Annotated in this window: 21 protein-coding genes; 14 read left to right on the top strand and 7 right to left on the bottom strand. The window is 68.3% G+C overall.

The annotated features are described in order from the left end of the window. Window positions 1-3 precede the first annotated feature (3 nt). Window positions 4-690, top strand: coding sequence for a methyltransferase (locus ACH5AC_RS23155; protein ID WP_398863931.1), 687 nt, complete (start codon window positions 4-6; stop codon window positions 688-690). On the opposite strand, the gene ACH5AC_RS23150 is transcribed toward ACH5AC_RS23155, so the two are convergent. Further along, on the bottom strand, window positions 647-1,165 hold the full coding sequence (locus tag ACH5AC_RS23150; protein WP_398863930.1) for a YbjN domain-containing protein: 519 nt from the start codon (window positions 1,163-1,165) through the stop codon (window positions 647-649). The genes ACH5AC_RS23155 and ACH5AC_RS23150 overlap by 44 nt on opposite strands. Continuing rightward, a complete protein-coding gene (gene mshA, locus ACH5AC_RS23145; RefSeq protein WP_398863929.1) occupies window positions 1,158-2,498 on the bottom strand; it encodes a D-inositol-3-phosphate glycosyltransferase in 1,341 nt (446 codons plus the stop codon). Before mshA ends, ACH5AC_RS23150 begins: the two co-directional genes overlap by 8 nt. 624 nt (window positions 2,499-3,122) lie before the next feature. Between mshA and ACH5AC_RS23140 the strand changes: the two genes are divergently transcribed. The 3 genes from ACH5AC_RS23140 to ACH5AC_RS23130 all read left to right on the top strand — a co-directional run bounded on the left by ACH5AC_RS23140 (window position 3,123) and on the right by ACH5AC_RS23130 (window position 6,785). Continuing rightward, window positions 3,123-3,917 (top strand): class I SAM-dependent methyltransferase, encoded by a 795-nt coding sequence (locus tag ACH5AC_RS23140; protein ID WP_398863928.1) that lies wholly within the window; start codon window positions 3,123-3,125, stop codon window positions 3,915-3,917. A 201-nt stretch (window positions 3,918-4,118) separates the two neighbouring features. Beyond that, window positions 4,119-5,216 (top strand): NlpC/P60 family protein, encoded by a 1,098-nt coding sequence (locus ACH5AC_RS23135; protein ID WP_398863927.1) that lies wholly within the window; start codon window positions 4,119-4,121, stop codon window positions 5,214-5,216. Between the two features lie 279 nt (window positions 5,217-5,495). Beyond that, window positions 5,496-6,785 carry a PP2C family protein-serine/threonine phosphatase gene (locus tag ACH5AC_RS23130; RefSeq protein ID WP_398863926.1) on the top strand — a complete coding sequence of 430 codons (1,290 nt, stop codon included), beginning with the start codon at window positions 5,496-5,498 and terminating at the stop codon, window positions 6,783-6,785. 42 nt (window positions 6,786-6,827) lie between these two features. Here the strand turns inward: ACH5AC_RS23130 and ACH5AC_RS23125 are convergent, their stop codons facing one another. From ACH5AC_RS23125 to ACH5AC_RS23115, 3 genes are all read right to left on the bottom strand, one after another. After that, entirely contained in the window at window positions 6,828-7,163 is a 336-nt protein-coding gene (locus ACH5AC_RS23125; RefSeq protein WP_398864208.1) for a DUF2516 family protein, read from the bottom strand. Between the two features lie 127 nt (window positions 7,164-7,290). Next, window positions 7,291-7,947, bottom strand: coding sequence for a hypothetical protein (locus ACH5AC_RS23120; RefSeq protein WP_398863925.1), 657 nt, complete (start codon window positions 7,945-7,947; stop codon window positions 7,291-7,293). 107 nt (window positions 7,948-8,054) lie between these two features. Beyond that, the gene (locus ACH5AC_RS23115; RefSeq protein ID WP_398863924.1) at window positions 8,055-8,489 is read right to left on the bottom strand and encodes a helix-turn-helix domain-containing protein; all 435 of its coding nucleotides are present in this window, start codon (window positions 8,487-8,489) and stop codon (window positions 8,055-8,057) included. 425 nt (window positions 8,490-8,914) lie between these two features. Between ACH5AC_RS23115 and ACH5AC_RS23110 the strand changes: the two genes are divergently transcribed. The 7 genes from ACH5AC_RS23110 to ACH5AC_RS23080 all read left to right on the top strand — a co-directional run bounded on the left by ACH5AC_RS23110 (window position 8,915) and on the right by ACH5AC_RS23080 (window position 18,503). Next, window positions 8,915-9,250, top strand: coding sequence for a hypothetical protein (locus tag ACH5AC_RS23110; RefSeq protein WP_381087191.1), 336 nt, complete (start codon window positions 8,915-8,917; stop codon window positions 9,248-9,250). 232 nt (window positions 9,251-9,482) lie between these two features. After that, window positions 9,483-12,917 (top strand): hypothetical protein, encoded by a 3,435-nt coding sequence (locus ACH5AC_RS23105; RefSeq protein ID WP_398863923.1) that lies wholly within the window; start codon window positions 9,483-9,485, stop codon window positions 12,915-12,917. A 60-nt stretch (window positions 12,918-12,977) separates the two neighbouring features. Next, a complete protein-coding gene (locus ACH5AC_RS23100) occupies window positions 12,978-13,544 on the top strand; it encodes a hypothetical protein (RefSeq protein WP_398863922.1) in 567 nt (188 codons plus the stop codon). A gap of 125 nt (window positions 13,545-13,669) precedes the next feature. Beyond that, entirely contained in the window at window positions 13,670-14,422 is a 753-nt protein-coding gene (locus ACH5AC_RS23095) for a TnsA-like heteromeric transposase endonuclease subunit (RefSeq protein WP_398863920.1), read from the top strand. Window positions 14,423-14,466: 44 nt separating this feature from the next. Continuing rightward, window positions 14,467-16,470 (top strand): Mu transposase C-terminal domain-containing protein, encoded by a 2,004-nt coding sequence (locus tag ACH5AC_RS23090; RefSeq protein WP_398863919.1) that lies wholly within the window; start codon window positions 14,467-14,469, stop codon window positions 16,468-16,470. Then, window positions 16,467-17,519 carry an AAA family ATPase gene (locus ACH5AC_RS23085; RefSeq protein ID WP_398863918.1) on the top strand — a complete coding sequence of 351 codons (1,053 nt, stop codon included), beginning with the start codon at window positions 16,467-16,469 and terminating at the stop codon, window positions 17,517-17,519. The genes ACH5AC_RS23090 and ACH5AC_RS23085 overlap by 4 nt, the downstream gene beginning before the upstream one ends. 3 nt (window positions 17,520-17,522) lie before the next feature. Then, window positions 17,523-18,503, top strand: a complete 981-nt coding sequence (locus ACH5AC_RS23080; RefSeq protein ID WP_398863917.1) for a TniQ family protein — start codon at window positions 17,523-17,525, stop codon at window positions 18,501-18,503. 133 nt (window positions 18,504-18,636) lie between these two features. On the opposite strand, the gene ACH5AC_RS23075 is transcribed toward ACH5AC_RS23080, so the two are convergent. Further along, a complete protein-coding gene (locus ACH5AC_RS23075; RefSeq protein ID WP_398863916.1) occupies window positions 18,637-19,968 on the bottom strand; it encodes a hypothetical protein in 1,332 nt (443 codons plus the stop codon). A 120-nt stretch (window positions 19,969-20,088) separates the two neighbouring features. After that, a complete protein-coding gene (locus ACH5AC_RS23070; protein ID WP_398863914.1) occupies window positions 20,089-20,979 on the bottom strand; it encodes a hypothetical protein in 891 nt (296 codons plus the stop codon). A 647-nt stretch (window positions 20,980-21,626) separates the two neighbouring features. Here ACH5AC_RS23070 and ACH5AC_RS23065 point away from each other — a divergent pair. From ACH5AC_RS23065 to ACH5AC_RS23055, 3 genes are read left to right on the top strand one after another with little or no spacing between them, the layout of a single operon-like run. Further along, entirely contained in the window at window positions 21,627-22,055 is a 429-nt protein-coding gene (locus ACH5AC_RS23065; RefSeq protein ID WP_398863913.1) for a GntR family transcriptional regulator, read from the top strand. 4 nt (window positions 22,056-22,059) lie between these two features. After that, a complete protein-coding gene (locus ACH5AC_RS23060; RefSeq protein WP_398864207.1) occupies window positions 22,060-22,992 on the top strand; it encodes an ABC transporter ATP-binding protein in 933 nt (310 codons plus the stop codon). Further along, window positions 22,989-24,074, top strand: a complete 1,086-nt coding sequence (locus ACH5AC_RS23055) for an ABC transporter (protein WP_398863912.1) — start codon at window positions 22,989-22,991, stop codon at window positions 24,072-24,074. Before ACH5AC_RS23060 ends, ACH5AC_RS23055 begins: the two co-directional genes overlap by 4 nt. The last annotated feature ends 477 nt before the right edge of the window (window positions 24,075-24,551 follow it).

The raw sequence follows: 24,551 nt of genomic DNA, 5'->3' as shown, positions 1-24,551 counted from the left end.
GTCGTGGACTGGCACGAGTGGCATGACGCGTACGACTCGCCCGACTCCTATCTCAGCAGGCGCCTGGAGCTCGTCCAGGAGCGGATAGCGGCCGCCCTCGACGAGGCGCCGCCCGGGCCGCTGCGGGTGGTCAGCGCCTGTGCGGGGCAGGGGCGGGACCTCATCGGCGTACTGGCGGAGCATCCCCGGCGGGACGACGTACGGGCGCGGCTGGTGGAGCTGGACGAGCGGAACGTGGCCGCGGCACGGCGGCTCGCGGCGGAGGCCGGGCTGGACGGGGTGGTGGAGGTGGTCGCCGGGGACGCGTCCGCGACCGACGCCTACGCCGGGATGGCGCCCGCGGATGTGGTGCTGATGTGCGGGGTGCTCGGCAACATCACCGAGGACGACGTGCGGCGTGCCTTCGACTACTGCACGCGGCTGTGCCGGCCGGGCGGGGTGCTGGTGTGGACGCGGACGCGGCACTACGACACCGGGGTGTGCGACTGGCTCAAGGAGCGCGACTTCGAGGCGCTGTGGGTGTCCGGCCCGGACGTCCCGTACGGGGTGGGCGCGCACCGGTACGTCGGGGAGGGCGGGCCGTGGCCGGCCGGGCGGCGGATGTTCTCGTTCGTCGGCTACGACGTGCTCAGGGTGCCTGGGCCGGTCACGTCGACGGTTCCTCGGCGGGCCGCCGCGTCAGGTGGCTGAACGCCTCCAGGTTGCGGGTGGACTCCCCGCGCGCGACCCGCCAGGCGTACTCCTTGCGGATCGCGGAGGCGAAGCCCAGCTCCAGAAGGGTGTTGAAGGCGCCGTCGGTCGCCTCCAGGACCTGGCCGAGCAGGCGGTCGATCTCCTCGGCGGTCACGGAGGCGAGGGGGAGGCGGGCGGTGACGTAGACGTCGCCGAGGCGGTCGACGGCGTAACTCACGCCGTACAGCTTGAGGTTGCGTTCCAGGAGCCAGCGGTGGACGCCTGTCTCGTTCTCGTCGGGGTGGCGGATGACGAAGGCGTTGAGCGAGAGGGAGTGGCGGCCGACGAGGAGGGAGACCGTCGTGGACAGCTTGCGGGTGCCGGGGAGTCTGGCGACGTAGCTGCCGGGCTGGGGGCTCTCCCACTCCACTTCGGCGTCCCGGAGGGCGTCCTCGACGGTCTGCGCGGTGGCCTTCTGCTGTGCGTCACCCATGGTGGGAGCGTACGCGACGGCGGTGGGCGTGCAGCGCGGCCGTGTAGACCTCGGCGGTGGCGGCGGCCGCGGTGTCCCAGCCGAAGGACTGGGCGTGCCGGGCGGCGGCCGTACCCATACGGGGGGTCAGCTGCGGCTCGTCGGCGAAACGGGCCAGCACGCGCGCGTACGACGCCGGGTCGTGCCCCTGCACGAGGAAGCCGGTCTCGCGGTCGCGCACGGCCACCGGCAGGCCCCCGACCGCGGCGGCCAGCACCGGCGTCCCGGCGGCCTGCGCCTCTATGGCGACCAGGCCAAAGGACTCGCTGTAGGACGGTACGACCAGGACGGACGCGGCGCGGAACCAGTCCGCGAGCTGCTCCTGGCCGACGGGCGGGCGGAACCGTACGACGTCGGCGATGCCGAGGCGGGCGGCCAGTTTCTGCAGGCCCTCCGGTTTGGCGAGGCCACTGCCGCTGGGGCCGCCGACGACGGGGACGACGATCCGGGAGCGCAGCTCGGGGCGCTCGTCCAGCAGCACCGCCACAGCGCGCAGCAGGACGTCCGGGGCCTTCAGGGGCTGGATGCGGCCCGCGAAGAGGGGGATCACCGCGTCCTGCGGGAGGTCCAGGCGGGCGCGGGCGGCGGCGCGGCCGTCGGCGGGGCGGAACCGGTCGAGGTTGACGCCGGGGTGGACGACGGCGACCTTGCCGGGGTCGGCGGAGTAGTGCCGGACGAGTTCGTCGGCCTCTTCGGCGGTGTTGGCGATGAGGCGGTCGGCGGCGTCGACGATCTGGGTCTCGCCGATGACGCGGGCGGGCGGTTCGGGGGTGTCGCCGGCGGCGAGGTTGGCGTTCTTGACCTTGGCCATGGTGTGCATGGCGTGCACGAGGGGGACGCCCCAGCGCTGGGCGGCGAGCCAGCCGACGTGGCCGGAGAGCCAGTAGTGGGAGTGGACGAGGTCGTAGTGGCCGGGGCGGTGGCCGGCCCACGCCTGCATCACGCCGTGCGTGAAGGCGCACAGCTGCGCCGGGAGGTCCTCCTTGGCGAGGCCCTCGTAGGGGCCGGCGTCGACGTGCCGGACGAGGACGCCGGGGGAGAGCTGGACGGAGGGCGGGAGGGCGGCGGTGGTGGCCCGGGTGAAGATCTCGACGTCGATGTTGATCGCGGCGAGGCGCTGCGCCAGCTCCACGATGTAGACGTTCATGCCGCCGGCGTCTCCGGTGCCGGGCTGGTGCAGCGGTGAGGTGTGTACGGAGAGCATGGCGATGCGGCGTGGCCTGCGGTGAGGCAGTCGGAGCCGGGAGGGCGTGGCCGGAGAGCGACGCCCGAGTCTGCTGACGTACTGGCTCACGTGGCGATCCTCCTTGCGGGTCCTTGCTGCGGGCAGGCCGAACAGGAGGGCGGGGCACCTCCACGGGTGGCAACACCGGAGGAAGTCGTTCCCATTCCGGACGGGTTTCCGGAGCGGCGGTTTTTGCCGAACGATTACCGCCAGTCGCTCAACCGTTCGAGAGGGTGGGGCGTTGCGGTGATCGGCGGGACGGGGGTGTCGCGGGTCCGGCGGGGCGGGGAGCCGCGGGTCGGGGCGTGGGGTGCCGCGGGTCCGGCAGGGCGGGGAGCCGCGGGTCGGGGCGTGGGGTGTCGCGGGTCCGGCGGGGCGGGGAGCCGCGGGTCGGGGCGTGGGGTGCCGCGGGTCCGGCAGGGCGGGGAAGGCGCGGGTCGGGGCGTGGGGTGCCGCGGGTCCGGCAGGGCGGGGAAGTCGCGGGTCGGGGCGAGAGGTGCCGCGGGTCCGACAGGGCGGGGAAGTCGCGGGTCGGGGCGAGGGGTGCCGCGGGTCCGACAGGGCGCGGAAGTCGCGCGTCCGACCGACGCAAGGGCATCGCGGCGACCGGGCAAGGCGGGAGTCCGACGGGGCGTGGGCGTACGGGAGTCCGGCGGGGTGGGGTGGCGTGGGTGAGCGCATACCCTCGTACGTATGTCTTCCCGCTCCGCCGCCCGCCCCGTGGGCACCGTCACCCGCGGGACCACCAATCCGAACCGGCTGCGGCGGATGGACCGGTGGATCGCGGCGACGCATGGCTCCGGGCTTCGGCGGGCGGGGGCGCCGGTCGCCGTCGACCTCGGGTACGGGGCGGCCCCCTGGACGGCGGTGGAACTGCTCACGCGGCTCCGCACGGTCGCGCCGCACGCGCGCGTGGTGGGCGTCGAGATCGACCCCGCGCGCGTGGCGGCCGCGCGGCCCTACGAGCGGGAGGGGCTCGCCTTCCGGCACGGGGGGTTCGAGATCCCGGTCCCCCAGCGGCCCCAGCTGATCCGGGCCGCCAATGTGCTGCGGCAGTACGACGAGGCCGAGGTGGCCGCCGTGTGGGAGCGGCTGTGTTCCCGGCTGGCGCCGGGCGGGCTGCTGGTCGAGGGGACGTGTGACGAGATCGGGCGGCGGCATGTGTGGGTGGCGCTCGGGCCGGAGGGCCCGCGCACGGTGACGTTCGCGACCCGACTGGGCTCGCTGGAGCGGCCGTCGGACCTCGCGGAGCGCCTTCCGAAGGCGCTGATCCACCGCAATGTGCCGGGCGAGCCGGTGCACGCCTTCCTGCGCGACTTCGACCGCGCCTGGGCGGCCGCCGCGCCCTACGCGTCGTACGGCGCCCGGCAGCGCTGGATCCGGGCGGTGCGGGATCTGACGGCCGACTGGCCGGTGACGGACGGGCCGGTGCGGTGGCGGCAGGGCGAAGTGACCGTGCGGTGGGAGGCGTTGGCACCCCGGTCGTGAGGAGGCCGGCCACAGCAAAGCTCGTCGGGTCGCTCGGCGTGTCCGGAACGATCTCCGTGCGGTGTTCGTCACAAGGGCGGGGGGACGCGCCGCCTGTGTCGTCGCCTGTGGCGTTCTGCCTCTGTCGTTTTCCGGCGCGACATGGCACGATCCCCCCGATGTCCGTAAGTTACTGACGGTAAATCAGTTGGGGGGAGCGGTATGGGTGCGCGTACGGGGACGGGCAAGCGCGGCGTGCTCGCGGTGGCCGTGACCGTGGTCTGTGCGGTCACCGTCCTTACGGCACCGGGTACCGCGTTCGCGAAGAGCCCCGGGCCGAGCCCCAGCCCTTCCTCGTCGGCGGCGGCCCCGAACCCCGTACCCAACCAGGACCTCGACGCCGTACGCCTGAAGCTCGACGCGCTCTACCACGACGCGGCGGTCGCCACCGACGCCTACAACGCCGCCGAGGAGGCGACGAAGCAGCAGTCCGAGGCGATCGTGGCGCTGGCCAAGAAGATCGTCGAAGGCCGGGAGAAGCTGGCCGCGTTGAAGAAGCGCGCGGGGGCCGCCGCCCGCGCCCAGTACCGCACCGGCGGGCTGTCGGACGAGGCCCAGCTGCTGCTGAGTGACGACCCGCAGGAGTTTCTCGACGGCACCGGCCGGGTGCTCCAGGGCCAGAAGGCGACCAGGGACCTGATCGCCGAACTCGACCAGACCCAGCAGGACTTGGAGCAGTACGCCACGGACGCCTCCGCGCAGTGGCAGAAACTGGAGGCCAACCGCAAGGCCAAGGAGGCCGCCCAGAAGCGGATAGAGCAGCAGATCGCGGCCGCCGAGGAGCTCGAGTCCCAGCTGGAGCGGGAGGAGAAGGAACGCCTCGCCAAGCTGGAGCAGGAGGCCGCACGGCAGGCGCAGACCGCCTGGCTGGACACCGGCGTGCTGGCGGGCGTCCAGGGCAAGGCGTCCGCGCAGGGCGAGCAGGCCGTGAAGTACGCCACCGCACAGATGGGCAAGCCGTACGAATGGGGCGCCGAGGGCCCGAGGTCGTACGACTGCTCGGGGCTCACCTCACAGGCGTGGGCCAGCGCCGGACGGGGCATTCCGCGCACCTCGCAGGAGCAGTGGAAGCAGCTCAAGCGCGTCGACATCAAGGACATGCGCCCCGGCGACCTGATCATCTACTTCGAGGACGCCAGCCATGTCGCGCTGTACGTGGGCGGCGGCGCGATGGTCCACGCCCCTCGGCCGGGCCGGAACGTGACACTGGCGGGGGCGGGTTCCATGCCGATCCTGGGCGTGGTCCGACCGGACGCCTGAGGGATTGGGAGTGAAATGCCGGTTTCGTGATGGGTGCCACGTGACCCAGCGCACGCCGACCGGTCGTCAAACGCCGTACGGACGTGACGTTCGTCATCCCCGGCCGGATGTCGGCGTGCCCAACTGCGGTAGGTAAAGCGGCATATGACGCTGGCCTGAGATCAAGCTCCGTGCCGCGCACCATTCCGTTGCGGCGCACTCTCCGGCTATGGTCCCCGTCGGTGGGTCGAGGTCCCTCGCCCCACCGTGCCCTCGGGGGGAGGGAAGGAACCCGAAACGATGCCCGTACCCATACCGCGGCAGAGAGCCATCCCGGTCGTGGATAGTGGTCAGGCGGTCGAGGTCGAGAAGAACATCACTCCCAACGGCAGCGGTGCCTCCGACACCGCCCCCACCAACCTGACGCTGCTGCTCATCCAGGACGACCCGGCCGCCGCGCCGGTCCTGCCGGACCTGCTGGACTCGGCCGGCCGGCCGATCCGCGTGCGCACCGCCCGCAACCTCACCGAGGCGGAGCGGCTGCTCACGGACGACGTCCACTGCATCCTGCTCGACCTCGCGCTGGCGCCGTCCGGCCGCACGCAGGACGGCGACGACGAGCTCGCCGTCCTCAAGCAGGTGCTGCGCCTCGCACCCCGGCACGCCGTGCTGGCGCTGACCGCGTCCGGCGACGCCGAGCGCGGCGCGGAGGCGGTGCGCGTGGGGGCCCAGGACTACCTCTTCCGCGACGAGCTGGACGGGCGGCTGCTGAGCCGGGCGATCCGGTACGCGGTGGAGCGCAAGCGCTCCGACTCCGCCGAGCGACGGCTCGCCGAGGGGAAGCTGCGCGCGCAGGAGAACGCCCGCCTGGAGCGCGGCCTGCTGCCCACGCCCCTGCTCGAGGGCTCCCCGCTGCGCTTCGCCGCCCGCTACCGGCCCGGCCGCTCACGCGCGCTGCTCGGCGGTGACTTCTACGACACCGTGCGCACCCCCGACGGCACCGTGCACGCCATGATCGGCGACGTCTGCGGGCACGGCCCCGACGAGGCGGCGCTCGGCGTGGAGCTGCGGATCGCGTGGCGCGCGCTGACCCTGGCCGGGCTGTGCGGCGACGAGCTGCTGGGGACCCTTCAGGAGGTGCTGGAGCACGAGCGGGGCGACGACGAGATCTTCGCGACCCTGTGCACGGTGGACATCGCGCCGGACGGGCGCCGGGCGGGCCTGTGCCTGGCCGGACACCCGGCACCACTGGTCGCCGGGCCGGGCTGGCCCGCACGGCTGCTGCCGTACGAGAACAACGGGCCGGCGCTGGGACTGCTGCCCGGGGCCCGGTGGCCGCGGATGCAGGTGGAGCTGGGGGCGCAGTGGAGCCTGCTGCTCTACACCGACGGGCTGATCGAGGGACGGGTCGGCGCGGGATCCCGGGAGCGACTGGGGCAGGACGGGATGGTGGAGATGATCCGCCGGCAGCTGGGTGAGGGGCTGCGGGGGGAGGAACTGCTGCAGGCGGCGGTGCAGGAGGTACGGGAGCTCAATGGGGGTGAGCTGGCCGATGACGTGGCGTTGCTCCTGCTTGAGCGGGATGAGTGAGCAGTCGGGGCTTCCGCCCCGGCCCCGACCCCCTGATCGGCCTTATCGGCCGCCGTTCCAGGGCCCGTAGGGACCGTCGCTGCTCGACCCCCGGCCTCCCTTTCCGCCTCTGCCACCCGAGACCTGCTGCAGCGCGGGGCGGACGTCGACGAAGAAGACGATCGACGCGATGAGGCCGATGATCTGGAGGAAGAGCATCGGGATCAGCAGATTCACGGCGACGGCGATGCCGAGGAGGATCAGCCAGAAGCCCTTGTTCTGCTTGCCGGCGGCTCGGTACGCGTCCTCGCGGAAGAGGGCGGCCATCGCGAACGCCACGACGGCGAGCGCCAGCATGGCCAGGTAGAGCAGCCACATGAACCCTGCGAAGCCCTGCATCAGCACGACGTCCACCACCCGTCTCAGCTCGTCCTTACCCGGTCACCGTACCCGCAACCGCGTCACGGCTACCCGAAGAACGGGCCGGACACCGTAGGAGTGCCCGGCCCGTCGGTCCCGCCGGGGTTCACTTGGCGGGCGGGGTGGTCTTCTTCGCGGTGGTCTTGCGAGCCGGGGCCTTCTTGGCGGCGGTCTTCTTGGTGGGAGCGGCCTTGGCCTCGGCGGGCCCCTCCTCGACCGCGACGGGCTGGGCCTTCGGCTCGGTCTTCGGCTCGGCGTTGGGCTCGACCGCGATGGCCAGCTCCTCGATCTCCTCGGCGGCCTCGCCGCGCCACTGCTTCACGGCCTGCTCGCCGTGCTCGGCGACCTTCTCGTAGGTCTCACGGGCCTTGACCGCGTACTCGGCGGCGACACCGACGCCCCGCAGGGCGAGGTCCTGGGCGGACTCGCCGAGCTTCTTGAGGTCGGCGTCGAGGGTGGTGCCGAGCTTCTTCAGGTCGCCGTCGAGGGTGGCGAAGAACTCGTTGACCTTGGTCTGCAGGTTCTCCTGCGCCTCCTTGGCCTTGGCACCGGCCTCCTTGGCGCGGGCTGTGGCCTTCTCCTGTACGGCCTTGGGGTCGGTGCTGCGAACGGCCTCGAAGCGGGCCGGGGCCTCGGCGCGCAACTGCTCCACCAGGCCAGGCACCTTCTTGGCCTCCTGGAAGGCCAGGTCGGCGGCGCCTGCGGCGAAGTAGAGCGGGGTCGGGTCGCTGAGGGTCTTGCGCAGGTCGTCCGTGATGGCCATGGTGATGGTCCTCCCTTTGTTCGGGTCGTTCGCGTTCAGTTCGTTCGCCGTGGATTCGGCGGAGGGTGGTGCGGATCCGCAGGCGGGCGGCCGGTCCCCTGGTCCGGTCAACTGGCCGTCTGCTGCGGATCGGCGTCGGCGATGGCACTGCCGGCGTCACTGTCCGGGCCGTCGGGTCTGGCGCCGTCGGGCCCGAAGCCGTTCTCCTTGCGGAAGGACTCGTAGATCTGGAGCAGCGCCTGCTTCTGCTGCTCGGTGAGCGTGGGGTCGGCGAGGATGACCGCGCGCGTCTCGACCTCGTCGCGATCACGCTCGGCGTCGAGGATCCCCGCCCGCACGTACAGCGTCTCCGCGGAGATCCGCAGCGCCTTGGCGACCTGCTGCAACACCTCCGCGCTCGGCTTGCGCAGCCCCCGCTCGATCTGACTCAGATACGGATTGGACACCCCGGCGGCGTCGGCGAGCTGCCGCAACGACAGCTGAGCGTTCCTCCGCTGCTCGCGCAGATACTCACCGAGATTGCCGACGTTGAGCGATGCCATACCTCCACAGTGCACCCCCGCGCTAACTATTGCAAGCACCTGCTTGCAATAGTGCGCCACGATCTTGCCCGTGCGCCTTGGGACAGGACACGACAGTTGTCCGTTCCCAGCAAAGATGAGCAGTCCCTCTGGATCTGATCAGCAGTGTGATCAAGTCCCACCGAAACTGCAGCGCTGGCTATCTAGGGGCGGATCACTTTGCCCAGCTCAGCCCGCCTATTGCGAGTGCAGCCAAGTTGGGCAAGTACGGCTTGGCATGCCCAAGGAAGGCCACCCATCGCTGTGCACCGCCAGCGATGCCGCGCATGCCGTGTGAGGAGCCCGGAACCATGAGGGACGCAGAGCGCGTTCCTTGTAGACGAAGATGTGGCAAGGCCGTACGGATGGGCGGGTCGCCGTTCTGACGGCCCAGTGGGAGGACCGGCATGACGCAGGGGCGGAAGATCACGGTCATCGTGCTGGCGGTGGTAGGGATTGTCTCCACGCCGCTGATCTGGCTGCTGAACAACCCCGAAGCGGGAGCGCTGGCCGGCGCCTCCATCCAAGCCGCCGTCGGCATCGTGGCCCTGGTTTGGGCCCTGTTGCAGAACCCGTCCCCGGCTGGCCCCACAGACAAGGCCAGCCGAACCGGAAAGGCGACTGGCGGCGGCGTCACCGGTATCAGACGACCGGGTGGCCGGGGGCGCGGCGCGGCCACAGCCGAGCGTACGGGAGAAGCCAGCGGCACGGACTCCGTCTCTGGCATCGACTACTCGAACTAGGACCCGCGCACCCATGGCGAAAGCATCATCAGGCAAAGCGCGGGACGAGGCGCCCGAGCCATCGGTAACCGTGGCGGACACCGGCAACGCCCAGGCCACGAGCGGAGGCATGGCCGTGACTGGTTACCGCGGTCCGGCCCCGGTAACCGGCGACACTCCTCACCCCCCAGTACGCCTGTCCTACACCGGGCAAGCAACTGCCAGCGGGGGCGGAATCGCCAACACCGGCTACATGCACATTGACACGCTGGTACAGGGGGCCGTGGAGCCGGATCCCTGGATGAAACCCGACGACTACCTCCGCCAGGTGAACAAGGGCTCGGTCTACACCCACCGTTGGCGACTCGTCGGACGCACGCAGACAATGGCCAGCCTCGTACCGTTCGCCAGAAACGAGCAAGGACGCGTCGCGCTCCTCGTCGGCCGGGGCGGAGCCGGGAAGACGAAGATCGTGACGGCCCTGTGTGAAGCAATGCGCGACGCAGAGCCCACCGTCGAAGTACGGGTGCTCGGCCCTGGTTCCTCCATCGGCCCGGGCGCGTTCAGGGAACTGCCGAGCACCGGCGAACTGCTGGTGATCGTCGACGATGCACACGACGACACCCTCCCTCTGGAAAAGATCGTCTCCGGGGTCCGCAGCGTCAACACGTCCGCCAACGTGCTGCTCTCCCTACGGCCCTACGGCATGGTCCATGCCCGCCGCGCACTTGCCCGGGCTGGCCTGCAGGTGAGCGAGGCCACTGTGGTCGAGATCGGGGACCTGGAGTTCGACGACGCGCTCTCCTTGGCCAGCGAGATTCTGGACGAAGCGGTACGGCTCCATGCACCGAGGCTCGCCGCAGCGGCACGGGATTGTCCGCTGCTGATCGTCACCGGCGCGGCGCTGATCAACAGCGGCGCTGTGGATCCGCAGAGGTTCGAAGGCGACGAGCAACTCCACTTGGAACTTACGGACCGGCTTGCTGAGGCTCTGACCGCCGACCCGGCTTCCGGCCAGGTACCCCAGGAACTGCTTTGCGCCCTCGCCGCGTTCCAGCCTGTGCGCCTCGCGGAACCGGAGGTCCGTACATCGCTGGAAGCCCTGACCAGGTTGCCGTTCGATCTCTGCGCGCAGCACCTGGCGACCCTTGAGGATGCCGGGGTAGCGCTGAGCCATGGCACCGCAGTGCGCTTGGTGCCGGACCTGTTGGGCGATGCCCTGCTCATCAAAGCGGCGCGGCACTCAGGCACGGGCCTCCCCACGGGCTACCTCGCCAGAGCCATGGAAGCCGGCCAGGGCAGCGCGCTGGCCAACCTGGTGGTGAACACCGGCCGTGTGGACTGGCAACAGCAGCAACAGGGCACCGGAACCGGACTAATCGAGCCCCTGTGGGAGCAGATCACGGGAGCGTTCCGCGCCGCGGATGCGCGGGGGCGGGTGAGCCTACTGGAGGTCGTGGCGAAGCTCGCCTTCTTCCAACCACGACGCGCCCTCGACCTAGCCACGTGGGCCGTGGACAACCCCTGCGACCCCGTCACGGCAGAGGTCGGACTTGGATTCACCCACACGTGGACTGACACAGAAGTGCGCTATGCCCTGGCCCCTGTCCTCCAAGCCATCGTCCATCATCTGGAGTTCCTGCCGCAGGCGGCCACCCTTCTTTGGAATCTAGGGCGCGACGACCAACGCGGCCTGACTCAACACCCCTCGCACCCCCTGCGGATTCTCGCGGAACGGGCCGATTACACCCGCTGGGGCCCCACCAAGTATCAGGAGATACTCATCAGCCAGGTCGAGCGCTGGCTGACCCGTATACCCGCCGCTCCATCCGTCCACCAGCCGCTGAGCGTGCTCGCCCCATTGCTGTCCATAGATGGCCACGATGAGGTGTGGACACCCTCCACCTGGACCCTGACCTTCCGCCCCTACGTGCTACCCCCCACCAGGGAAGTCCTGGACATGCGAGGCGCGGTGCTCGACCTGGCGTTCGAGGAGCTGGGACACCCGCAACTCGAACGAGCCTCGGAGGCCTGCTCGCTGATCGGCAAGGCCCTCAGCCTGCCACTTGGCGGTTTCGGCTTGACGGTAACAGACGCCATGCAGCAGCCGTGGATCCCGCACCTGGCAAGCACCGTCGATCGGCTGCACCAATACATCCTCCAGCACACCCTGCCACCGGCGATCCTGGTCGCGGTGCGCACCGAGTTGCGCTGGCTCGCACAGTACGGACCCGACGACCTTCGCCGCCCCGCTGAGGACCTGTTGAGCGCGATTCTCACCTCACCGGACAACGAGCTCGCACGTGCGCTGCACGGCGGACCGGCCGACCCTGCGATCTACGCCGACATCTCGGATTGGCGTGCCGCGCAAGACTCTCTGTTCGGAGACGTGATGGCCGCTCTCGCCGACTGGGCAGACCATACGATCGCCGCGCGTGTCGATGCCTTGCTCAGCGAGAACGACAGAGTCTTCGACACGGACATCGGACGGGCCCGGCCGTTCATCTTGACGCTGGTCACCCACCGCCCGCCCATCGGCGAAGCCATCTGCGAACAGGCCATGGCCGCGCCCGAGAGTTCGCTGACCTCGTTGGTGTCGGTCGCTCTCGCTGCGATGGGACATGTCGCCGGCGACCGCGCGGTCCACTGGGGCCGGACGCTCATGGGCTCGGGGAACACCGAACTCACCCGAGAAGTGGCGCACGCCTTCGGCATCCAGCGCGGTCGCGGCGATCTACTGGATGGCGAGGGGGACCTGCTCCGGAAACTCGCTGCCCACGGGGACAACGTCGTGCGAAGGGCCGCTTTCGGCGCCGTGCACGCCATCGCCGCGCAGCACAAGGACTTGGCCGTCGAACTGCTCACCGCATCGCTCCCCGTGGAGAGAGGGGACTTCGACGCGTTCGCCCTGGCTGTAGCAGGTCCTCCATACAGTCAGTTGTCCTGGTCGGATCTCTCCAAGGACCAGCAGAGCGCATTCCTCGCCGCCCTGGCCGCGGCACCGTCCATCGACGGCTACGAGATCGGCCAGTTCCTCGCAAAACTCGCCCGCACCGAGCCCCTCGCCGTCATCGAACTACTCGAAGCCAGGGTGGAAAGCCCACTACACCAAGTGACAGGCATGCACTCCCCCCTGCCCTTCCGCTGGCACGTGACCCCGCCGTTCCGCGATCACGACGACTTCCCACACCTACTGCGACAGATTCGCGACTGGATCGCCGCCGACCCGGAGTCCACCCGCAGGCGCTACCTGGGAGTCCACATCTTCGAGCTTGTAGCTGGGCCCTACGACAGTCGAGTCACTGACGTGATCGACGAGTATCTCGATGGCAGCGACCCAGTGAAGATCAAAGTCGCCGCGGCGATGCTGTCCAAGGCCCCTCGGACGCTCGTCTGGGACGTCGGGTTCGTACGCCGCTGCCTGCGTGCCGCGGACCGCCATGGAGACACCAGCCTGAGGAGAATGAGGGGCGGTCTGTACAACGCCAGCAACAGCGGAATGCGCTCCGGGACACCCGGACAGCCCTACCCTGAGGATGTCGAGGAACACGCGAAGGCCACTGAGCTGGCCGACGGATGCGCCACGGGCAGCGTCGAGGAACAGTTCTACCGCGACCTCGCGGCCTCTGCCCTGGACCGTATACAGGACGTGACAGATGAACTCCCTCCGGACGGCCGCGACTGGTGAGGACCGAGCGAGGGATAAGACCGCACCCACGGCGCCTTGAACTCTGGCTACGCTCCCGTAATGAATGCAGAAGAACAGGCGAGACACGACGAGTTCGAGCGGCAGCAGAAGATCCGCGCTGCTGCTTACGATGACATGATCACACTTGTCGGGCAGGCGGCGCAGGCCAGCGCCCTCGTGGAACTTCACCTCCGCCAACTCATGGTCGCGCTACTGGACTCCAGATACGCGAAGTTGGTCGTAGCTGGCCTGAGTGCAGGCGATCTCATCGACACCTGCACAGTCCTGCTCAAGGTGAACAAGGAGATCAACAGCGACCAGCGAACCGAAGGATTGGCGCTGCTGTCGGGACTGAAAGACCTGCTTAATACGCGGAACAACCTCGTGCACGGCCTCATCGCAATTGCCAGCGATAGCGACACCCGTACTGCCGAGACGGCCCCTGAACCCGTAATCGAGACCATGACTTTGGTCAGCAAGAGGCGTAGGCCGGAGCTACTTCTCACCATCACCAAGGCCGAGGCCGAGAACACAGTCAAGGACCTCCGTGAACGCGGAGATGGAATCCTGCATTGGGTCGTCGCGGCCCTACCCGCCCAGCTTCATCGAGACCAGGTCACCAACTGACGCTTCATCCCCGACGCCGGACGGCCCAACCGCCGAGGTGCCATCGTGCTGCGGATGTTCACTCGGATTATGGGTTTGGTCCCGTTCGGTCCCCTCAGTCCCCATGGAACTGCACAGTGGCCACCATGGAGATGGGCGTGGAGGAAGGGGCGACGCGGTCGCGAGTGGACGGCTTCGAGGTCGGCTGGCGGGACGACCAGGGTGAACATCGGCTGCCGTTGGCGGATGCGGTTTCGGTGCGGTTCGAGGCCGGGCGGCCGGTCCGCAGCTTCCCGTCGTATCGCAGGCAACGGCATTTCCCTGGGTTGTACTGGTCTTCGACGACCGGTGGGCACGTGGGGTTCGAGTCCTGGCTGGAGCGGGATCACGCGATGCTGCTCGACTTCACTCCGCAGGTGACGGGGCTGCTGTCGCAGCCGTTGTGGCTGTTCTGGGAGGACGAGCGGGGCAAGCGGGTCTCGCACGCTCCGGACTACTTCGCTCGGTTCGAGGACGGGCGGGGGCTGGTGGTGGACTGCCGGCCGCTGGACCGGATCGACGCGCGGTCGGCGGCCAAGTTCGCGGCCGCACAGACAGCGTGTGAAGCGGTGGGGTGGGGCTACCGGGCTGTCGGCGAGGTGGATCAAGCACGGATGGCGAACGTCCGCTGGCTGGCGGGATATCGGCATCCGCGGCACGGGGCGGATGGGGGACTCGTGACCCGTTTGTTGGCGCTGTTCTCGGTGCCGTCGCCGCTGGTGGCACAGGCTTCCTTACTCGGTGATCCGATCGCGGTGTTACCAGTGGTGTTCCATCTGCTCTGGCTGGGGCGGCTGACAGCCGATCTGTCGCGGCCACTGTCAGATGCCACTCTGGTATTGCGGTCGGAGGCCCTGTGAACGGGCGCCCCGGGCCGAGGGCGGCGTTAAGGGTCGGGGACCGAGTGCGCCTGGATGACCGGCTGCACACAGTCGTCGGCCTCTCCGGCACGACGGTGCGGCTCCTGGACGAAGCCGGGTCAGCGAGTCTGGTGCTGTTACCCCATCTGCTGGCCTCGGAAGGTTTTGAGCTGATCGGCCAGGGTGCCGATCAGGCGCGCATGCCACCGTTCGCGCTCTTGGACATCGTGCCGGAGCGGGAGGCCGAGAAAGCGGCGGCCTGGGAACAGCACGTGACCGAGGTGGAGTTCGGCAAGCCGCTGGATGCTGATCCCACAGCCCTGCCTCGTCCGGAATACGACCCGGCCCGCCACACGGTGGAGGAGCGGGTGGCGGCCAAGGCGGCGGAACTGCGGGCTGTCGGCTGGCAGGCGAGTGTGGGGACCGTTCAGCGAATGCGCAGGCGCTACCGCGAGCAGGGGCTGTGGGGCCTGGTGGATCACCGTGCGACTCGACCGTCCTCACCGACGGGACGGGCCGATGACAGGGTGGTGGCCGCCATCACGGAGATCCTGGCCGCGACGACAGATGAGTCCACTGGCACCCGCGGCCGGCTGCGTCGGCGGGTGGAGGCGCTGCTGGCGGAACGGCACGGGCCGGGCACAGTGGCGATGCCGTCGAAGTCTGCGTTCTATCGGCTCGTCGAGGTGATGAGCGATGGTACACATGCCTTCGGCGAGGCCACATCACGCAGGTCAGCGGCTCGCCGCCCTCCAGGAGCGTTCACCCCTTCCTCGGCCTGCCGACCCGGCGAGATGGTGCAGATCGACACGACACCGCTGGACGTGCTGGTGATCCTGGAGGACGGGGTGAGCGGACGCCCGGAACTCACGATCGCCGTTGACGTGGCAACGAGGTCGATCTGCGCTGCGGTACTGCGACCGGCAGGAACCAAGGCCGTGGACGCCGCACTGCTGCTGGCCAAAATGCTGGTCCCGGAGCCGCTGCGGCCCGGTTGGTCGGACGCGCTGGCGATGTCGATGACGCTGATCCCCCACCAAAGGCTGCTGGACATCGACGCACGCCTGGAGCAAGCGGCCGCCAAGCCGGTGATCGTGCCGGAGACGATCGGCATCGATCACGGCAAGGTCTTCGTCTCCGACACCTTCCTGACCGCCTGCCGGTCACTGGGCATCTCCGTCCAGCCGTCCCGCCCGGCGACCCCGACTGACAAGGGAATCGTCGAGAGGACATTTTCCTCGATCAACACGCTGTTCTGCCAACACATCCCCGGTTACACCGGTTCGAACACGACCCGTCGGGGCGCCGGGATCAAGGCTGTCTGGACGCTCGCGGAACTGGACGACCTACTCCAGGAGTGGATCGTGGCCTGCTGGCAACAGCGGCCACACGAAGGACTGCGTAGCCCGTTCCTACCGGGCCAACCCATGTCTCCCAACGACGCATATGCCCTGCTGGTCTCCCGCACTGGTTACCTGCCGATGCCGCTGAGCGGCACCGACTACCTGGAGCTACTGCCGGCACTCTGGCGTTCGGTCAACGACTACGGCATCCGCATCAACCATCGCACCTACAATTGCCCCGGACTGAACCCGCTACGGCGCCGCTCCTCGGGAGTGACCGCCAAAGGCGGGCTCTGGGAAGTCCACTACGACCCCTACGACCTGTCCCAGGTCTGGGTACGCGACGCGCGCACCGGAGAGTGGATCACGGTTCCGTGGACACACCGGCACCTGGTCTCCGCGCCGTTCGCGGACTTCACATGGCGCCGGGCCCGGGACTTGCTCGCGATGCGAGGGCGGGACGACACCGACCAGGCCGCCGTGGCCGCTGCCGTAGACCAATTGCTGACCCGGGCGGAAAGCGGGCCGGACCGCCGGATCGCAGCCCGCACCCGCGCAGCCCTGGAACCCGCTCGGCCCGTCGCCGCGCTGCCACAGGCACCTGCTCCGGACGACACCGAGGACGAGACCGCCGTCCTGGAGCAGCCGTCGAACGTCATCCCCTTCGGCGTCTTCGACGCCTTCACTGACGGGAGCCGCCTGTGAGCCAGGCCCCGCCACAGGACATCGCCAATCCGCAGGCGTCGCTGACCACGAAGGAAGGCTGGCGGGCGTTCGTCGACGAGAACCCGGAGCCCCCGCCGTCCCTCGGGCCCAGCACCGTCCTGGACAAGGGCGAATTGGAGTCCTACAAGGAAGCGCGGATCGACTACCACACACGATCCGTCATCGTGAACACCCCCACGATCCGCGGCGTCGTCACCACCGGCCGCAAACGCATCGTGCTCAACCGGCACCAGGTCTCAGCCCGGCGCGGCCTGATCGTGTCCGGTTCCGCCGGGACCGGCAAGACAACAGCGATCACCCAGCTGGGCAAGAACGTCGAACAGATCACCCGGCGCCGCAACCCCGCTGCTGTCGGCGGACTGCCGGTCGTCTTCGTCACCGTTCCCCCGGCCGCCACCCCGAAGATGCTCGCCGGCGAGTTCGCCCGATTCCTCGGCGTCCCGCTGGAGCACCGCATGAGCCAGGTCCAGATCACCAACGCCGTCTGTGACCTGCTCGGCAGGCTCGGCACCACGCTCGTCCTGGTCGACGAGATCCACAACCTCGACCTGACCACCCGCAACGGAGCCGAGGCATCCGACCAGCTGAAGTACCTCTCGGAACGGATCGCGGCCACCTTCGTGCTCGCTGGTCTCGATGTTGAAACCAGCAGCCTGTTCCAGGGCACCCGCGGGCAGCAGATCGCCGGCCGCTACACGGTCATCCCCTCCCGACCCTTCGGCCACAAGAACCGCGCGGACAAGGAGCACTGGCAGGCCCTCGTGGCGACCATGGAGGACTCCCTCCTACTGCACGCCCATCGTCCGGGCACCTTGGTCGCCATGACCGATTACCTGCACGAACGCACCGGCGGACTGATCGGCAGCCTTTCCCAGCTCGTCCGAGAAGCCGCGGTGGACGCCATCGACACGGGCGCAGAAAAGATCACCAAGCGCATGCTCGACGCGATTGAGCTCGACCACGCTGTCCAGCAGCCTCACTCTGATCACCGCCGCGCCAAGCGCGCCCGCAAACCGAGGGCGGCCTGAGCGTTGGAGCCCTGGGAAGCCCCGGTCCGGCTCCTGCCGCTTCCTCTGCCACCGGTTCACGGGGAGGTCTTCGGCTGGTATCTGCACCGCCTCGCCGCCGCCAACCAAGTGACAGCGGGGCAACTGGCGAAAACTCTGACACCGTTCAAAAACGCGCAGGTCGGCAAGCGGACAGACACACTGTGGCGCTGGACTCCGATGGTTCTGCCACGGCTGGCCGTGCTGACGGGTCTTACGCCCGAGACCCTTCGGATGCTGCTACCGGCGATCGCCCGGGTTGAGGCGCGCACCGCAGGTGACGTAGTCCGCTACCGTCGGCGTCTTTACGTCGCCTGCTCACACTGCATGCACCGCCGCGGAATCACCAGCCCCGTCCTCGCCCATCGCCCCGCCGATCTCCAGCTCTGCCGCCGACACGGCATCTGGGTGGACGGCAACCGTCACTACCGCGTCGGCCACCTCCCAGAGCTCGTTTCCGCTGAGCACCGACACCGACGGATCGCCCGCCGTTTCCCTGACACCCTGGAAGCAGCGACGAAAGAAGCTCAGCACTTGGTCCGCTCCTGGCTCCATAACAAGAACCAACCTCATCTGCTCTCACGCTGGAATGACCGCCTCGCCCAGCTCCCTCCCAAGGAAGCCATCTACGGGAACATCATCAGGCGACGCGTCGACGAGCGGGACTACATCGCGACCTATCCAGAGTTTGTCACGCTGCTGGGCATGGTGGCCGATCCTGCTTGGCGGACACTGCGGGCGCCTCGCCGATGGGCGAACCTCAGCCAGCACCGGCGCACCATCAACGCCGTCTACACAGAGGCCGAGCACCGGCTGAACGTTCCCACCCTTCGCGAGAAGCTCCACTCCCACGCTTTCTCCAACGACGCCCTCTTCCGCTGGACCGACCCTTTGGGAAGATCGCTGATGCTGGTGATGACACCGGACGACCACGACGCCCTTCGGGATGAGCTCCAGCAGAAATAGCAAACTCCCGTATACTTCGGGCGAATCCCGAGGGGACGTCCGAGACGACCTGCACAAATGACGCCGAGCACCCAACACCCGCCGTGGGTTGCGCCGCACGGGAGACCTGATGCAAAACCCTAAGATCCGCTGATCACGCCCAGGGAACGCTAGCCACGTCACCCACCCAGCCCCGAATTCGTGTGAGGTCCCTATAATTGCCGTTGTATCCTAGTGAGTTCAGAATCAACAACACTAGGTAATGGCGAGCGAGAAGCCAAGCATCCCTCGTCAAGCCATCCAATCGGTAAACCGGCTCCTGCGACTCTTGCGGATGCACCAGTCGATTCCTGACCCAGGTTACGACGTCAGCACCGTCAATGTCCTTGTTCTCGTTCATCTTTACATCAGCAGCGTACTGTGCGGCCGCCGGCAGGAGCTGAGGATTGATGTCAACGGGGATCTGGGCACTCAGCAGCACTTTGCGCAGCAACTCATGTGCCGGGCGTTGCTTGTATTGCTGCTTGGTCAAAATGCCGTTGAGGACGAGACGTTCCCACATTACGTGTTCCAGGCCAGCTGTACCCATGATGATCCGAGGCTCGACAAAGTCACGGCTCCGCATGGCGGAGATGGCATACATCATCTGAAAGCGCAGCGTAACGAGTCGGTCAGGGTCCGCAAAGGCGTCGATCACAAGGCTCAAGAAGTCGCCAAGCGATTTGTGATCTTGGTCGTACCACCAACCATCACTACTCCTGCGCGCCGGGTCACAGTGGGAGGCACCCCACTGCTCCCACGCCACCCGACCGCCGCTGTCCTCGCCAACTGGCAGCATGGGAGCAGCCCATCGGCCGAGCGCGAACGAGACCCCAACGTGCATCGCTGTCAGCACGGGATCTACCTCGTCGGGTGTAAAGAGCGAGCCGTCGGTACGACGCACCTCCATCACGTGCGTCATCACGTACACATCAGTCTGGTGGAGATCGCGCCAAACCCTCTGATAGTCGGGGCGTACATCTAGCGTGATCTTCCAGCCGCTCGTTTGATGCTCCCAACGGCCTGACCACTCCTGCTCTCCGTCGGCCGTCCTCGCCACCAGCCCCATCGGGCCATGCCAGTTGGGCAGGTTGAACCAATGAACGACGAGTCGATTCAATGAGGCCCCGGGGTTTCCGAACGAGGCCCCGTTCGACCATCCTCCGTCGGTGTTCCGCGGCACCCCGGGCATGATCATGTCGCCCATCGGACGATGGAGAATCAGGTCAACCTCGTCGCGGTTCGCGAAGCCTGGAGATGCCCCATCTCCGACCTTCCACTCGAAGTTGAACCCGGTTGAACAGATCAACTCGACGCGGCCAGGAACGTCGGTTGCTCCTAGCCCGCCGATCAGGCCGCCGTGCAGAAGGACGGCCTGGCTCGGTTCGTTGTACGGATAGATCGGCGCGAGTGGTTGGCCCGCTGCGGGCATGTTCGTTGTAGCCACACAGTCACCTTAGTGATGCAGCATCTGACCACGCCGGGATTTAGAAGAAGTTCTCGATAGACCTACTTACTCTGAGTGGGTGATGTCGTCGTCATGGTGTGGATGGGGACAACAGGCATTTCAGTCCTGCGTACGATCTCCGTCCCACGGGTGCTGAAGGAGCACGTGGCCGGGCCCGGGGGGTGTCGCCTGTGAGGGGCCAATTGCAGGTGTGCTCGATGTACCCAGAGTTCGAGGGATTACTACCCGGTTCTCACCGAAGTACCGCCGGATGGAGCCTTGACGCGTCGTACGCATCCATAGAGGAGCCCCGATGAGGATGCGGCGGACGCCATCCAGCTCCGGCTCCCCCCGGAAGTCCCACCGCCCCGGTGTAAGGACCACGTCCCTGTAGACGAGAGCGACGTACTCGGTCGCGTCGAACCCCAACACTGTGTATGCGCGGGTCTCAGGGCGCCCCTGATGGGCAGCAGGTTCGGTGTAAATGCCCTGCGACATCGCGACCTTAAGGATCTCCACGGCAAGCTGCTCATCGTCGAACGGGAACTCGTGTCCCGTCCGCGTGCTCACCTCGGCACCTCGGAGGGCAATGAACTCCTCGATCATTGGGGCGGCCGACGAAGTCCACCCGCCGACACTGTCCTCCTCCGGAACAGCGAACCCCCTCAGGTTTTTCAGGCTGCCGAATAGGCAGAGATCGACTCGTCCCTCCCGCGTGGTTGCCTGTGTGTGGATCACAGCGGTGCGCTGGTGGAGGCGGTGCTGCGGGTACCCCCACGTCTGGAACTCCGCCACCTCAGCATGGCCTGCACCCTGAACGAGTTGCCCAGAAGCCGGGGAGTTGAAGTCCATGATGATCGACTTGCGGAGCTTCTTCTTGAGCGTCTCGGCGACGTCGAAGGAGGTGTTCTCCTGGTCCCTGCCGGCGAGGCTGACGCCATTGCCCGCCAGACCGAGATTGAGGGCGGGCTTGATACGGGGGTGCAGCCGGACCCCGTTGTCGTCGATCACCTCGGTGACCAGGCGCTGGGACCAGTACACGTACCGGCCTACGGGTTGGGGCAACGTCTGCCTCCATCGCGTATCAGGGCCGGTTCGGAAACTGCGGCCGCTCAGGTAGATAAGGACGAACGGAGCTTGGCATGAGGTTCCCAAGACCTCGCCCGTTGCCAGCCCGCACGCACGGCCTTCGAGCAGTCGGGCGTCGCGCTGGATCTGACCGAACAGGACACACCACGTCTCTCCTTCGTCTTCCGGGCGCCGCGCGGAAACGACACCGTCGTCCCAGGAGAACTGAACAGGGCCAGGTCACGATCGTCGCCAAAAATCAGAATGCCGGTGCTCCTGAGAACGAAATAGAAGATGAGAATCGTCCCGACAACTTCGCTGGGACGCCCCCGCCTGACACCGTCCCAGCGAAAGCGACAGCTCCCTGATCAGAACAGGTCCGTCTGCTCACCTCTGCTGGGAACGGACAACAGTTGTCACTTCGCAGCCGTAACCGCCCGGCGACGTCGCAAGCATGTTGACCGCCCCGGGGCGTATCTCCTGGTCTGTTTCCGGCCCGTTCCCGGACCCCGTTGACAACTGCCGCCACTCCCTTCCATCATCATTCCACTACTCGATTAGTGGAATGATGATGGAAGGGAGTGGTGGCCGTGGAGTACCGCATCGACAGGCGGAGCGGGGTCCCCGCCTTCCAGCAGATCGTGCAGCAGACCAAGCAGGCCCTGCGGCTGGGCGTACTGGTGCCGGGCGACCGGCTGCCCACCGCCAAGGAGGTCGCCGAGACGAGCGCGGTCAATCCGAACACCACCCTCAAGGCGTACCGCGAGCTGGAGCGCGAGGGCCTGGTCGAACCGCGACCGGGCCTGGGCACCTTCGTACGCCGCACGCTGGGCCGCCCCGAGACGGGCACCGACTCGCCGCTGTACGGGGAGCTGGTGGCGTGGATGTCGAAGGCGGCCGAGGCCGGTCTGGAGCAGGAGGACGTGGCCGCGCTGGTCGCGTCGGCGCTGGAGAAGCAGTACGCCACCGGGACCACGGCGGTCACGGGGGCCACGACAACGAGGAGCACAGGTGAGTGACGTCATGTACGCGGGGGAGCCGGCGCTCGAGGCGCACGGACTGGGGATGCGCTACCGGCGGGGCTGGGCGCTGCGGGACTGCACCTTCCGGCTTCCGGCCGGCAGGATCTGCGGGCTGGTCGGCCCCAACGGGGCGGGCAAGACCACGCTGCTGAACCTCGCGGCCCATGTCCTGAAGCCGACGCAGGGCTCGCTCAGCCTGTTCGGCGAGGCGCCGGGCTCGGTGGAGTCCGGTCGGCGTACGGCCTTCCTCGCGCAGGAGAAGCCCCTGTTCCGTCGCTTCACCGTGGCGGAGACCCTGCGGCTGGGGCGGGAGCTGAACCCCGGCTGGGACCAGCGCGCCGCCGAGGAGATCGTCCGCGCGGGCAACGTGCCCTTCGACGCGAAGATCGGCACCCTCTCCGGTGGCCAGCGCACCCGCGTCGCCGTCGCCCTCGCCTTCGGCAAGCGTCCCGAACTGCTGCTGCTCGACGAGCCGATGGCGGACCTCGATCCGGTCGTGCGCCACGAACTCATGGGCACCCTCCTCGCCGAGGCCGGCGAGCGCGGCACCACCGTGGTGATGTCCACCCACGTCCTCGCCGAACTGGACAACGTGTGCGACTTCCTCGTCGTCGTCTCCGGCGGCGGAGTGCGCCTCGCCGGTGACGTGGATGAGCTGATGACCGTGCACGCCGTGGTCACGGGGGCCAGGGAGGGCGAGGGCCTGCCCGCCGGCCTCGGGTACCACACCCTCGTCGAGGCCCGGACCAGCGGACGGCAGTTCACCGCGCTCATCCGCCCGGAGGGCCCGGTCACCGGTCCTTGGGAGGTGGCCGCCCCGAGCATGGAGGAACTCCTGCTCGCCTATCTCCGCTCCCCCGACGCATCACCGCTGATCACCCCCACCGCCCAGGTCCAGGGCCAGGCGTTCGGCACCGGGACGGTGGCGGCATGAGCACCTTCACCAGCCCCTCGACCGACGGCAAGAACGGGACGACGAACCGGACGATGAACGGGACAATGAACGGAACCAAGAACGGCCCCAGGCACGGGGCCAGGAACGCGACCACCACGGAGGTCACCCGGCGCCCCCGCCTCAGCGGTATGACCTGGCTGGTCTGGCGCCAGCACCGGGCCGCGTTCTGGACCATCATCGCCGCCACCGTGCTCTGCGTGGCCTGGATCGTCTACCAGCGTGGCCAGATGATGGACTTCCTCCACGCCTGGGGCTTTCCCGTCAAGAACCTCGACGACGTGGACACGGAGTTCGACCCGTACCTCGCCGCGTTCGCTTCCGTCACCACCGGTCTCACGGCGATCCCCGTCATACTCGGTGTCCTCCTCGGCGCCCCGCTGTTCGCGGGCGACCTGGAGAACGGCACGGCCAAGCTGATCGCCGCCCAGTCCGTGAGCCGCAACCGCTGGCTCGCCATGAAGCTGGGGCTGACCGGGCTGGTGGTCGTGGTGACCACGGTCACGCTGTCGGCTGTGTTCGCCTGGTGGTGGAGCCCCGTCAAGTCCCAGAACACGGGCATCGACTGGACCAACAGTGACTTCTTCAACACCACGGGCCCGGTGCCCCTCGCCCTCACCCTCCTCTCCGTGTTCGGCGGGGCGGCGATAGGTGTGGTGCTGCGCCGCACGCTGGTGGCCATGGTCGTGACCCTCGGTTTCACCGTCGCCCTCCAGACGGTCTGGAGCTACTTCAAGGTGTCGCTCGGCGACATCGTCACGGTCACCAGCAAGCCGGTCAGCCCCGGCACCCCGATCACCTTTCCGGAGGTGCCCCACACCGCGCACCACCTCGACGCCTCGTATGTCACCGGCAGCGGAAAACTGCTCGACTTGGGCACGTGTGCGGAAGAGGAGGCGGTTGAGCTGTGCATGAAGAAAGCGGACATCGTCGGCGCGTCGGTGGATTACATCCCCATCTCGCAGATGAGTGGTATGCAGTGGTTCGGGTCGTCGATTCTGTTCGCCCTGACGGCCGGCGTCGTGGCGTTCCTCTTCCTCTGGGGTCGTAAGCGGCTCGTCTGAGCAGCCGTTCGCGCCCCGCAGGGGCACTCATCGAAGGCGGCGAGCGGGTGAGGCTTCGACGCCCCCCTGCTCACCTCCGCCGCCACCGGCACCGTCGGTTCGCCGGGCGGCCGGAAGAGCCGGGGCTGGACGTGGCTGCCCTCACGGTCCCCGGTGAACTTCACGCCACCGGCCTGAGCCCGGGCAACCAGCTCGGCGAAGCCCGTCGTCCACGGTGCTCGTCGCACCCACCGGTGGCCTCCCCGGCCTCCCACTCCTGTCATGCAGCAGCCCGTCGACGCTGCCGGCCGACGGTCCACCGCCGCAGGCGCCCCCGCGCGGATCAGCTCGACCCACCGCGCCCGCCGGGCCAGTCATCAACTGTTGGTCAAGCGCCGGTGGCCCCCGTTATGTTTTTCGCGGTCCTGCAAGAGGGCCGCTGGCCTCCGGGCCCGGCATGACTTTTGCCCCCTGTCGAACGGATGACCTGGGGGGTGG

Source organism: Streptomyces sp. NPDC018693 (assembly GCF_044391385.1).
GTDB lineage: Bacteria > Actinomycetota > Actinomycetes > Streptomycetales > Streptomycetaceae > Streptomyces.
This window is presented reverse-complemented; position numbering and strand designations above follow the sequence as displayed.

Coding starts and splice junctions, on each gene's coding strand:
- ACH5AC_RS23115 (WP_398863924.1), bottom strand. CDS start 8,489: ATGGCATCGCTCAACGTCGGCAATCTCGGTGAGTATCTGCGCGAGCAG.
- ACH5AC_RS23060 (WP_398864207.1), top strand. CDS start 22,060: ATGTACGCGGGGGAGCCGGCGCTCGAGGCGCACGGACTGGGGATGCGC.
- ACH5AC_RS23140 (WP_398863928.1), top strand. CDS start 3,123: ATGTCTTCCCGCTCCGCCGCCCGCCCCGTGGGCACCGTCACCCGCGGG.
- ACH5AC_RS23055 (WP_398863912.1), top strand. CDS start 22,989: ATGAGCACCTTCACCAGCCCCTCGACCGACGGCAAGAACGGGACGACG.
- ACH5AC_RS23110 (WP_381087191.1), top strand. CDS start 8,915: ATGACGCAGGGGCGGAAGATCACGGTCATCGTGCTGGCGGTGGTAGGG.
- ACH5AC_RS23100 (WP_398863922.1), top strand. CDS start 12,978: ATGAATGCAGAAGAACAGGCGAGACACGACGAGTTCGAGCGGCAGCAG.
- ACH5AC_RS23125 (WP_398864208.1), bottom strand. CDS start 7,163: ATGCAGGGCTTCGCAGGGTTCATGTGGCTGCTCTACCTGGCCATGCTG.
- ACH5AC_RS23130 (WP_398863926.1), top strand. CDS start 5,496: ATGCCCGTACCCATACCGCGGCAGAGAGCCATCCCGGTCGTGGATAGT.
- ACH5AC_RS23135 (WP_398863927.1), top strand. CDS start 4,119: ATGGGTGCGCGTACGGGGACGGGCAAGCGCGGCGTGCTCGCGGTGGCC.
- ACH5AC_RS23150 (WP_398863930.1), bottom strand. CDS start 1,165: ATGGGTGACGCACAGCAGAAGGCCACCGCGCAGACCGTCGAGGACGCC.
- ACH5AC_RS23095 (WP_398863920.1), top strand. CDS start 13,670: ATGGAGATGGGCGTGGAGGAAGGGGCGACGCGGTCGCGAGTGGACGGC.
- ACH5AC_RS23120 (WP_398863925.1), bottom strand. CDS start 7,947: ATGGCCATCACGGACGACCTGCGCAAGACCCTCAGCGACCCGACCCCG.
- ACH5AC_RS23105 (WP_398863923.1), top strand. CDS start 9,483: ATGCACATTGACACGCTGGTACAGGGGGCCGTGGAGCCGGATCCCTGG.